Origin of the sequence: Chitinivorax tropicus (assembly GCF_014202905.1) — a bacterium.
Lineage (GTDB): Bacteria > Pseudomonadota > Gammaproteobacteria > Burkholderiales > SCOH01 > Chitinivorax > Chitinivorax tropicus.
Window position 1 is genome coordinate 190,362 of record NZ_JACHHY010000002.1, and the last position, 11,886, is coordinate 202,247.

Genomic DNA, 11,886 nt, shown 5'->3' on the forward strand with positions numbered 1-11,886 from the left:
TCATACATGCTGTAACAGCATGTGGTTCATTCTTAATTGGTACCATTCTGGATTGCAAGTTGTATTATTCATCCGAAATTAGTTGAATGGCAAAATCACCTACATACATCAGGTTATTGCAAAAATTGGAATGTAAAAAAAACTAGATTGGTATTACTGAAAAGGGGAAGGTATGCAATTTTCGGGCCTGAAATGTAGTAAAACTGATCAAAAATTACATCAATTCATGCAGAAGGATAAACGGTGGAAACAGGCCCAGGTGGCTGTCAATATTGAATTGCGGAGAATAAGTCTGGATAAGGATTACAGCGATACCACGACAATTCCACGTAGTGGGTGGCCCAGTAAAAAAACAGGCCTCTTCCGAGGGAAGAGACCTGTGTTGATGAAGGAATTGGCCTGCAAGTGGTGATATGACAATCGCCACATCCATTCAATCATTCGGCTCAGTTTACAAACGGCTTCTCACGCCGTCGCGATTTTATCCGTCACGATGCCAGGCTCGTCATCATCGGTGTCCATCGCCAAGCCGTCCTGTAGGCGCGATGTCTGGAGTATCGACCGGATCGCCTCATCCAACCGTACCAGTGCCCCGGCCTTGTCCACCCACCAGTCCGTTGACCAGACGCGCAGCAATTGCCAGCCCAGGTCTTTCAGAATGGCCGCGCGGACTTTGTCGCGATCACGCGCCGTGGCTGCGCTGTGATAGGTTGCGCCATCACATTCGATACCGACCAGATAATCGCCGGGCCGATCCGGGTGCACAATCGCCAGATCGATGCGGAATCTCGACACGCCAATCTGCGGTACCACCTGCCAACCTCGTTCACGTAACGCATTCGCCACAGCTTCCTCAAATGGCGAGTCATAGCTGCCCACCGATCCGCGCACTTGCTCTGCCAGCGCACGGGGGCCGCGTTGGGCGAACTCCAGAAAGTGCTTCAGATCGTGCACAGCTCGTGCGCTGGTGCGGTGGAGATCGATCATGTACGGGTCAAATGAAGTGAACACGAGCAGCTCTCGGCGCGCACGGGTGATGGCGACATTCAGCCGGCGCCAGCCGCCTTCCCGATTCAAGGGGCCAAAGTTCATTGACATGACAGGTGCGCCTGGCTCGGTCGGGCCATAACCAACGCCCAGCAGAATCACATCCCGCTCATCGCCTTGTACTTTTTCAAGGCTTTTGACAACAACCGGCTCAGTGGTGGCGTCACCAAAGAAGCGCTCCAGCTCCGGCTGCTGCTGCCTGGCCTTATCCAGCAGATTTTCAACCAGAGCACACTGCTCCTCATTCAAGGTGACAATGCCGATGCTGTAGCCAGCCCGCACGAAAGCTGGATCAGTCAGGCGCTTGACGACTTCGTCCGCCATGGCTTTGGCTTCGATAGCGTTGGTGCGCCCTTTGCCTTTCGCATATACGCCCTCGACACGATGCCACTCCACCGCACTGTGACGGGTGACCGATGCCGGGAAGGTGATCAGTTGATTGTCGTAATAGCGATGGTTGGAGAACGCGATCAGGCTTTCATGTCGGCTCCGGTAATGCCAGGTCAGGCTATGGCGGGGGATGCCTGCCGCCAGGCATTGGTCGAGAATGCTTTCCAGGTCAGCGGCGGTCTCTTCCTCATCGTTGCTGTTGCGGCTGAAAAAGCTGGTGGGGGGCATCTGGCGGGGGTCGCCCGCCACCACGACCTGTGCGCCTCTGGCGATTGCGCCGATGGCATCCCATGGCGCAATCTGTGACGCTTCATCAAAGATCACCAGGTCAAACAGCGTTTGATTGGGCGGCAGATACTGCGCGATCGACAGCGGGCTCATCAACATACAGGGTGCCAGGCGCGGCAGGGCTTCGCCCATTTCGCTGGCCAGTTGGCGGATTGGTTTGTGACGCCGCTGTTTCTGCAATTCATGTTTCAGCACGGCAAAACCATCTTGCTTGCTGACCTCGGCACGCGCCGGTATCTGCCCACACAGCCGGGCGCGGGTGTAGCGCACGGCCAACTGCGACAACCGATCATCCAGCTTGCGATAGGTGTCGATATCGTGCATATGCTCCAGTGCGACAAACTGCCGCAACATCGGGTCAGCATCTATTCGGTTGGCCGCAAACCAGCGCGCATAGCTGATTTCGAATGCGTCTTCCAGCTCGCGACCACTCAACAGGCCTTGCTCCAAAGCGGTCAGCAGGGGTTGCAAACCCAGCGAGAGCGCTTCCTGACGGGCACGTTGCCAGTCACACCAGGCCTTGAGCTGGCCAGCATGCTGGTGGATCGTCAGTGCCACCTCATGCATGGCTCGCCAGTCTTGCGATAACGCTGGTGCGAGCGCCGCCTGCGTGATGAATTGTTGCGCCTTGTCCTGACAATCACGCCATGTCTGCTCCAGTTGGTTGGCAGTTGTGGCGATGGCTGCACCGGGGGCCAGCAAAGCGTTCGCATCGATGATCACCCGGCTCAACGACTGCCGCAGACTCATCAGCTGCTCCGGTGTGGTGGACATCTGACGCATCATCTGGCGAATCGTCTCGGCCATCTCGATGGATTGCTTCAGTCTGGTCAGGTCGCTGTTGGTTGTGTCCCAGCCAGACACCCCAGCCAGCTTGGGGCTCATGGCATCCAAGGTATTCATGCAGGATACCAGCTGCCGTAGGATCGGCAGATCACGGGCCAAGTCCGGCAGGGCGGGTAACGCGAGTTGCGCCATCAGGCGTTGTGCCAGTTTCTTCTTGGCCCAATCGGCCAAGAACCAGAATCTGCCCGAGGCGGTCGCCCAGTCGCGTTCCAATTGGGCCAGATCGATGCGTCGCCAAGCGTCAGCCGGATAACGGACAGACAAGGTCTGACTGAGCTGTTGGTAGCTGGCCAGCTGCGTCAGTGCAGTCTGCGCGACCTCCAGTGTGGCCACGGCATCACTGGAAAATGCCACGCTCAGGTTCAAGCCATGGGCCTTGGGCAACCACTGCCCAAGCCGTACCAGTTGTTCCACTGCTACGGGTTGCATCGGTACCGGTGGCAGGTGCAATTGATCAACCAGCTGTTTCACCAACTGCTGAAGTTGCGCCAGCGCAGTCAACAACGCTGGTGCCGCCAGGCAGACAGTCTGTTGCCAGGCATTCGACCATTCTGTGCGAGTCAGGCGTTGCAGGCCGGGCGCACGGGTTGCCAGCACGCCCGCGTTCAGCGCCAGCCGCCGCACGGCCTCACGCAAGCGCTGCCAGGTCGGTTCATCGTGGACATGGTCGGCGGGCCATTGCAGAACAGGCAGGCCAGGTCGATCGTCTCGAATCACCCGACCGATGGCTTGAAAGATCGTCCAGCCATTGGGCCAGGGCTCATGTAGCCGTTGGATGAAGGAATTCAGGCGGGCCTGTAGCCGTTGCACCTCTGCCGCCTCTTTGGCCCATGCCTCGTCAGACAGGCTGTCTCGCGCATCCCAGGCCCGATCCAGCTGTTTGAGCACCTCGGTTTTCGAGGCCTTGCTGGAGTGCAGCTCCAGGCAGAACTCGCCCAGCCCCTTTTCCGCCAAGCGGCGGTAGACCACATTCAGCGCAGCCATCTTCTCGGCCACGAACAGCACTCGCCGCCCCAACGCCAGGTTGTGCGCAATCATGTTGGCGATGGTTTGTGACTTACCTGTGCCGGGTGGGCCATCCAGCACGAAGTTGTGCCCTTGGGCCGAGGCAACGATGGCTGCCAACTGAGAAGAATCCGTCGGTAATGGGGTGAATAACTGCTCAGGGGCGATGGTTTCATCTAGGCGATGGGCATTGGGAAACCCGCCATGTGTGGGGTAGGCGACCCCATTGCCATGGATGAGGTGATTCACTACCGGGTTGCCGATCAATTGATCAGCGCGATCCACCAGATCTTTCCACATCAGATATTTAGCGAACGAGAAGGTGCCCAGCGCCAGATCGGTCACCACCTCAAAACCCGGTAGATCCTGCACGGCGCGGCGGATGATATGCCATACACCTTCCACATCCACCCCACTTTCATCGCGCGGCAGCTCACCCTCCAGGCCAGCGATGTTCAGCTCGAAGTCGTGCCGCAACAGCTCCAACAGGGTGAGGTTGAAGCGGGGTTCGTCCTCGCCCAAGGTCATCACCACACCAGACAGCGCACTCTTCCGCTCCAGCTTGACCGGTAGCAAGATCAACGGTGCCCGATAGATCCGGCTGTCACCATGTTTGTGCCAATTCAAGAAACCCAACGCCAGAAACAGCGTGTTGGCCCCCCCCTCATCCAGATCGCTCTTGGCTTTGCGGTACAAATCCACCAATAACGCATCCAGCTTGTCCGCCGCCAGTGGAGACAGCACTTCTGCACGGCCCAAGGCGGCTTTGGCCAGTTGCGCCTGCAAATCGGTTTGATGCTGCTGGTGGTATAGAGCTGCATTCCGGCCTGCCAAATCCAGCTCGGGCAGCGGGACGATCTTGACCCGCTTGCCAGCTGACAGCAGGTCTTCCAGCTGGGTGGGCGCCGGACATAGCAGCGGCACTGCCTTACTGCTTTCGGGCAGGTGCAGCAATCGGTTGCGGGCTGTCAGATCCAGCAGTTTACGCTGCCACATTGCCAATTTGTCCAGTGGGCCGGCGGCCATGCCCGACTCCTCCGAATCAAATGCGGGCAGTCGTGGGGCGGGCTCCAGTGGCCGATGCTGTACAGACTCACCCCCCATGGCAGATGGGGCTGTGACCACGACCGGCAGTGGCAGAATCCGCTGCATACGCGCCCGACGGATATCCAAAGCCATCACGAATGCGTCGTCGTCTTGCAAGGTGTGCGAAGCAGCCCGGATCGCCTGGCTGAATAACGGCGGGTTTGCTTCCATCACCAGGGTGGTTTCAAAAACGATCAGGTCTTGCAGATCGATCCGCTTGCGTACCGTAGCGGCATCATCGATCAACAGATGAGGGAATTCCTGGGGCTGCAGCCAGGCACCAGCCATGGCATGCCCCCGGGTCAGCACCAGTACGGGGTTCAAGCCAGCCTGCTCCAGTGCCGCCGCAAACAACAGCGCACTATCGAGACAGGTCGCCACGCGGTGCTCCAGTACATTCCCAGGGGGGCGCACCTTTTGCCCGCCATACTCAAAGCTGGCTGGCGGCAGCACCGACCGGATCGATTGCTGGCAAAGAGCAGACCAGATCGCTGCAGCAATTTCCCATACCCGCTGACGTTCGCCACGTTGATAGCCCTCGATTGCATCGGGCTGGCCAGAGCGGCGCAACACATCCGATGTCTGCCGTAGTACACCATCCACCGCCGGATCATTAGGCATGACAAAGGCCGCCAGCAATCCAGGCATCGATTCCGATCCACCCCACTCGTACTTGGCCAACACCTGTGTCGAAACAGAGGCCGAGGCCAGCAACTGATCACCCTGCCGCAGTTGAATGATCACCTGTCCGCTGACCGCCTCGGTGAGCGAGGACAGCAAGGTTGCATCCAGCATCAAGTTCCGATCAGTGATCGTGAGGGTCACGCCTGGGTTCAGGCGGTCGATCTGCCATGTCTTACGGACGAGAAATGATGGTGAGGCCGTCAAGGTCAGCACCAGATCATTCAGCTGCGTATCACCCAGATGAACCAGCTCCAATTCACGTAAAACTGGTACAGAATGTTGATGGGAGGCAAAGCCGATCTTTTCGGCAATGCTGCAACGAATGTGAACCGTCATGCTCGTTCCTTGTCCGTGACGCTATGATGAAACGGGTTATTTTCAACCGACCTGGATGAACCCAAACAGACCATGGTTTTTCCAGTCACAGGATTGTAACGATTGTTGACTGTATAAACACCTGTAAATCGTTTACTGATGAGGCTTCCCAGGCATTTTCCGTGCTGCGGGCACACAATGAGGTGAAAACATGCTGTACAAATTCAAATCCACACGCTGTGGCGAGGTGCTGATGCTAGGCCAGCATGCCCAGCCTTTGCTGAATCTGTTGGGAAAAAATGGTGAGGACAGACAAGGAATTTTTACTGTGGAGCAATTACCGAAAGCCATTTCCACACTGAAAACAGCCATGCACACTGACAAAGGCCAATCTGCAACACAAGCTGATGATGCGGAAGAGCAGAACGAGGCGCAGGAAGAAATACGGCAGATGGCAGTGAGCCTGCACCAACGCGCCTTCCCTTTGTTGGATCTACTGGAACGCTCATTGGCAGAGGACGCCCCTGTCACATGGGGGGCTTAGATTGTGTCAGCACGACCGACCATCAACCCACTCTGCTATATCTGACCCCCAACAACACGCAGGTCAGCAGGCAGAACAGGGCGCCAGCCAGAAAGGTCGCGACCGGGCCATAGGCATCCCACAGCCCACCCGCCACCACGCTGGATACCAGCATGGCGACCCCACTGCTCAGGTTGAACAAGCCAAAGGCCGTGCCACGCAATGTGGTGGGCGCGGCATCTGCCACCATACGCGCCAGCACGCCCTGGGTCATGCCCATATGCACGCCCCACAACACCACGCCCGCCAGCACGGCCAGCCAGTGGGTGCCCCAGGCCAATACCAGATCAGCCACCATCAGCATCACCATGCCACCAAGCAGGATCTGTGCGGGGCTGCGGGTATCGGACCATTTGCCGAATGGATAGGCGGTGAGTGCATACACCAGATTCATCGCAACCATGACCAAGGGTACCCACATCAGGGCTACGCCACTTTGCTGTGCACGCAACACCAGAAATGCCTCACTGAACCGCGCCAGGGTGAAGACTCCCCCCAACGCGACCACCCACCAATAATCCCGCCCCAGCAGCATGAGATTGGCCCGGCTGATAGGGTGGCCATTACTTTGCCTTCCAACGGCGATCGGTTCGCGGATACCGATCAGCAATAAGCCGACAGCCAATGCACCTGGGATGACCGCCACCCAAAATATGGCCCGCACATCGCTCGTCCACCCCCACAACAAGCCCACCGCCAATAACGGCCCCAAAAAGGCACCCACCGTGTCGAGTGATTGTCGCAAACCAAATGCTGCCCCGCGCTGTGCGGCAGGCACCATGTCAGTCAACATGGCATCACGTGGTGCGCCGCGAATGCCTTTACCGATACGATCCACTACCCGCGCCGTCAACACCAGCCCGGCGCCATTCGCCAATGCAAATAGAGGTTTGGTCAGGGCGCCCATTGCGTAGCCCAATGCCGCCAGCCCCTTGCGCTTTCCCCAATAATCACTGAGTGCGCCAGAAAAGACTTTCACCATCAAGGCCGTGGCTTCTGCCAGCCCCTCAATCAGCCCGACCATCAGCAGGCTCATGCCCAGCGTCGAAACCATGAACATCGGCAGCAGGCTGTGGATCATCTCGGACGAGACATCCATCAACAAGCTGACGCCACCCAGCACCCAGACACCCATCGGCAGACGGGTCTGTTGAGACGGCGTGATGGACATGCTGGCTCCTGTCTATCGGGTCGTGGGGCTATAAGCCTACCGGCTGCTCGCCATCACAATCAAGCCACCTCACGGCCTTCCAGACGCTATCGGCGTGATTATATGGCTCACGCCGAAGCAAATGGCATGGCGCTTTCAGGACAACCTAATAGCCAGACTGCGTATCTGGATTACCAATCGGTTTACGGATCATCCGTTTTGGAATGAAAACAGTCGTTTTGGAGAAAGGCCACGCCCAGCTTGGCTTGCCGGTTGTGTTTTCGACCCTGTGTTTAGGCCGCAATAAGAAGGGCGTATCAGCGATCGAGGCCGTGTCGGGTAAACCATGCCCCACCTCGGGCAAAGGACGGGCAAACAGATTATCCAGCTCTCGATGACCCTGGGTCAAGACAGGAATCAGACGATTGCCTGCTTTGAACAGATCAAAGCTGGATCGGGCTGAAATGACCTTTTGGATGAAACTCAGCCACTCCATCCACACCCGACGGTATAGGCTACCGGCTTGCTCACCAGGTGGTTTTGAAACGCACTGTCCATCCATCATATAACCATATTGCTCTACCCACTGCGCAGTGCGGTTGGCGAGCCGGTCGAAGTGGGTTGCTTCCAGCCATTTCCGCAGCGTTGTCCTGGCTGATTCCGACAAACGCTTGTCTTGAATCAGATACCCAAGCGCTTCATAGAGGTGGGCGGCATGGTCGCGGGGCGCTTTGTCGGCATTGCGCTGCAGAAGAGAAGGTAGCAGTTGCCAACGTTGATCATGCAACCGGTTCAATCGTTCCTTTCCTGTCATGATATCCCCCCACTGATGGCATATATTTCCACATTTTAAGACAATGACATGAACAAAAAATGAATGGGCAGGATGAAAAAAAACACGGTGGAGCGTTAGGCCCACCGTGTCAAAAGAGACGTGTACTCGCCAAGCAAAGCAGCCGCAGAAAGAGAGAGTGGGAGATACACCTGCCGGACTTGGTTTGTACGAATCAGAGTCACAATGCTCCTATCACACGTCCCTGACGGCTTTCTGCTTTACACAATTCTCGCTGTCGTTCCAATCAGCCACTTGCTGGCTGGCCACCATATGTCGCTGTGGCATGGCAACCCAATCGTTGAAACCATTCATTGAATAATCAACTGTAGACAACATACCTAGAAACAGTGCCACGGTCAGTACGCTTGCCAAAGAAAACTGTACCACCGGATTGATTTTTGCAAATTGAGCTGTACGCATTTCAATCTCCTGATCATGAATTAGCTGTTCAATTGCGTGGCTTTCACGCAGTTCGTATTTCAGTGTTTGCAGTGTAGCGCAAGGTATCTTGCGGCGCAAGATACCTTGCCAAAAAAAATACCTATCGTATGCAAGATACCTTGTGATGTAATCAATCACCATCCAGTCCTTGCCACGCAGGCATAAAAAAACCCGGCATCGCCGGGTTGATTGCAAGCAAGCGTCGATCAGCGCTTGGCCAGCATCTGCTGCAATTCACCTGAATCGAACAGCTCGCGCATGATGTCAGAGCCGCCAACGAATTCGCCATTGATGTAGAGCTGGGGAATGGTCGGCCAGTTGGAAAACTCCTTGATTCCCTGGCGAATTTCAGGATTTTCCAATACATTGACGGACAGATAACTGGTCACGCCACAGGCTTTCAGAATGCCTGCCGCATTGGCTGAAAAACCACATTGCGGGAATGTCGGGGTGCCCTTCATATACAACACGACCGGGTTGCTGCTGACTTGCTCTTGAATGACGGCCTGAATATCCATATCGATTTCCTGTCAAATAACCCAACAAATTACTCGGGAATTGTATCGCCAAATCCTGATCCAGGCAATTGGCCGAGTGTCACACGATCAATCCCTGCAAGATCTTGCAAGGTATTGATTTTAATGAATCCATATTGCTGCAACAGATGTCGCACCGCCTGACCTTGATCATAGCCATGCTCGAACAGCAGCCAACCGTCAGGTTTCAGGCGATCGACTGCCCCTTGGGTGATGGTGCGGATGCAGGCCAAGCCATCGGCGTGGTCGGTCAGTGCCGAGATCGGCTCGAAACGCAGATCCCCCCGCGCCAGGTGCGGATCTTCTGCCACGATATAGGGCGGGTTGGAGACAATCACATCAAATAGTCGATTGCCTGGCAATGCCTGATACCAATCACTCAAGCAACAGGTGACATTGGCGGGCGCATGCTGATTGGCATTCTGCTGGGCCACCGCCAATGCGGGTGCCGAGGCATCCACCGCTGTGACGAGCGCTCTGGGGCGGTGATGTGCGATGGTGACGGCAATGATTCCACTACCGGTGCCGAGATCCAACACCGTCGCCGCTGTCTCTGCTGGTATCCGCGCCAGGGCTTCATCAACCAGCAGTTCCGTTTCTGGCCTGGGGATCAGTACGGCGGGGTTGACGGCGAATTCCAGACTATAGAATTCCCGCGTTCCGACAATATAAGCAACCGGCTCACCTTGTTGGCGTCGTTTGATGGCGGGGCTGACACGCTCGATTTCATCTGACGGCATGGCATCCCGCTGGCGAGCCGCCAGCCAGGCGGGGCTGACACCCAGTGCATGACAGATCAGCGCTCTGGCATCAACAGGTTCCAGCCCTGTTGCATTGAGAAATTCACGATAGGTAGGCAAGGTGGATGGATTCAAGAAGTTGTCTATATAGAGAAAATCCGTAGCCAGGTGGACAGTTTCACATATTCGACTGTACCGGTCTGCTGACCACTCAACTGTATCTTATTCCAATCCTTGATAATCACGATACTTTACTGTGTCATAGCAGCAGGAGTTCACCACTCATTTTGCAAAAATGGGAGCTGTTTACAAAATGGCTGAGGCAAATGGGCAAGTACGGACATTTTGTAAATACCTTCTTTAGGACAGGACGTCGTCATGGACACAATTCAACGCTCTGAGCTGCTTTACCAACGCCTGGCCGACGAGCTGATGGCGTCCATCCGGCACGGCATTCTCAAACCAGGGGAACGGCTGCCATCCATCCGGCAGATCGCCAAGCAACGTGAATTGAGCATTTCAACGGTCACGCTTGCGTTGCGCACGCTGGAGAACAAAGGCTTGGTCGAGGCCAAGCCTCAATCTGGCTACTTTGTCCGTAAACAGTCTATTCTGACACCCTCTGCGCCGGTGACGGCGCATATTCCGCCTTCGAATTTCATGGGTGTGAATGCCGTGGTAGCCAAGGTACGGGAATCGTGCCAGAACCCGCCGATGGAGCCGCTGACCTCAGCCAACCCAAGCCCAGAGCTCTATCCGACGGATAAGCTGATGAAGATACTGGCAAGGCAGGCCCGGAACGCCCGCCCGGAGTGCTCTGCCAATGGTCGGCTGCGTGGCAGCCGAACCTTGCGTCGGCAGATCGCCAGACGGTATCTGGACTTGGGATTCTCTGCCACTGAGGACGATATCCTGCTGGCCCATGGTTGTATGGAGGGATTGAATCTGGCGCTACGGGCGGTTGCCAAACCCGGTGACACCATCGCAGTCGAATCGCCCACCTACTTTGTGATGCTGCAGCTGATCGAAACCTTGGGCATGAAGGCGCTGGAAATCCCCACCGATCCGCACCACGGTATTTCATTGGAAGCGCTGGAGCTGGCCACACGCGACCATGCGGTGCAGGCATTGTTCATTGTGCCCAATGCCAGCAACCCATTGGGCGTGACGCTGAGCCCGGAGCGCAAGCGCCAACTGGTTGAGCTGATGGCGGCCAGACAGGTGCCGATCATCGAGGACGACGTCTTTGGTGACCTGCATTTCAGCGGCCCCCGCCCTCTGCCGCTCAGGGCTTATGATCAAGACGGGAACGTCATTCTGGTCAGCTCATTCAGCAAGACGGTGTCACCCGGCTTTTCAGACGGCTGGATCATGCCTGGGCGATATCGGCCTCAAATCGAGCAGCTGAAGCTGCTCAACAGCGGGGTGATGCCCAATGTACTTCAGCACACATTGGCGGAGTTTCTGGAAACCGGTGGTTATGAACATCATCTGCGCCAGCTACGTCGCTCATTGGCGCAGCAAGTAGCTGATATGAGCGAGCTGGTGCTGCGCCATTTCCCCAGCGGCACCCGTATTTCACAACCAGCAGGTGGATGTGTGCTGTGGGTAGAGCTGCCAGATGAGTTGGATACCTTATCCCTGCACGAGCGCGCCGCGCGGGAGCATATCAGCTTTGCGCCGGGGCCGATCTTCTCGCCAACCGGGCGCTACCAGCACTGTCTACGCTTGTCCTGTGGGTTTCCGGTCACCACTGGCACCGAGCAGATGCTGGCGCGATTGAGTCAGCTCATCACGCGCTGACGTTCGTAGAACGACGATTGGCCTGTGGCCACCAGCGCCGGGGTGGCCCTCACCCTGGCTTCCATCCCCTCTCACGCTACCCGCGCTCCTCATCGGCTTTCGGTCGACAAGACATTGACACGGCCAGATGTAAAAAT

General features: G+C 56.5%; 8 protein-coding genes. 2 read left to right on the plus strand and 6 right to left on the minus strand.

From position 1 onward, the window contains the following. Positions 1-465: 465 nt before the first annotated feature. Complete coding sequence (locus tag HNQ59_RS02175; protein ID WP_184034596.1) at positions 466-5,682, minus strand: DUF4011 domain-containing protein; 5,217 nt, start codon at positions 5,680-5,682, stop codon at positions 466-468. A 190-nt stretch (positions 5,683-5,872) separates the two neighbouring features. Between HNQ59_RS02175 and HNQ59_RS02180 the strand changes: the two genes are divergently transcribed. Further along, a complete protein-coding gene (locus tag HNQ59_RS02180) occupies positions 5,873-6,205 on the plus strand; it encodes a DUF1840 domain-containing protein (protein ID WP_184034599.1) in 333 nt (110 codons plus the stop codon). Positions 6,206-6,227: 22 nt separating this feature from the next. Here HNQ59_RS02180 and HNQ59_RS02185 read toward each other — a convergent pair whose 3' ends face one another. The 5 genes from HNQ59_RS02185 to prmC form a co-directional block, all read right to left on the minus strand. After that, complete coding sequence (locus tag HNQ59_RS02185; protein WP_184034602.1) at positions 6,228-7,415, minus strand: MFS transporter; 1,188 nt, start codon at positions 7,413-7,415, stop codon at positions 6,228-6,230. 145 nt (positions 7,416-7,560) lie between these two features. Next, positions 7,561-8,208, minus strand: a complete 648-nt coding sequence (locus tag HNQ59_RS02190; RefSeq protein WP_184034605.1) for a hypothetical protein — start codon at positions 8,206-8,208, stop codon at positions 7,561-7,563. 213 nt (positions 8,209-8,421) lie between these two features. Next, positions 8,422-8,811 carry a hypothetical protein gene (locus HNQ59_RS02195; protein WP_221320160.1) on the minus strand — a complete coding sequence of 130 codons (390 nt, stop codon included), beginning with the start codon at positions 8,809-8,811 and terminating at the stop codon, positions 8,422-8,424. A 65-nt stretch (positions 8,812-8,876) separates the two neighbouring features. After that, positions 8,877-9,188: a Grx4 family monothiol glutaredoxin gene (gene grxD / locus HNQ59_RS02200; RefSeq protein ID WP_184034611.1), complete on the minus strand. Its 312-nt coding sequence runs from the start codon at positions 9,186-9,188 to the stop codon at positions 8,877-8,879. A 29-nt stretch (positions 9,189-9,217) separates the two neighbouring features. Next, the gene (prmC, locus tag HNQ59_RS02205; protein WP_184034613.1) at positions 9,218-10,081 is read right to left on the minus strand and encodes a peptide chain release factor N(5)-glutamine methyltransferase; all 864 of its coding nucleotides are present in this window, start codon (positions 10,079-10,081) and stop codon (positions 9,218-9,220) included. A gap of 243 nt (positions 10,082-10,324) precedes the next feature. On the opposite strand from prmC, the gene HNQ59_RS02210 reads away from it, so the two are divergent. Further along, positions 10,325-11,749, plus strand: coding sequence for an aminotransferase-like domain-containing protein (locus tag HNQ59_RS02210; protein WP_184034616.1), 1,425 nt, complete (start codon positions 10,325-10,327; stop codon positions 11,747-11,749). Positions 11,750-11,886: the final 137 nt, after the last annotated feature.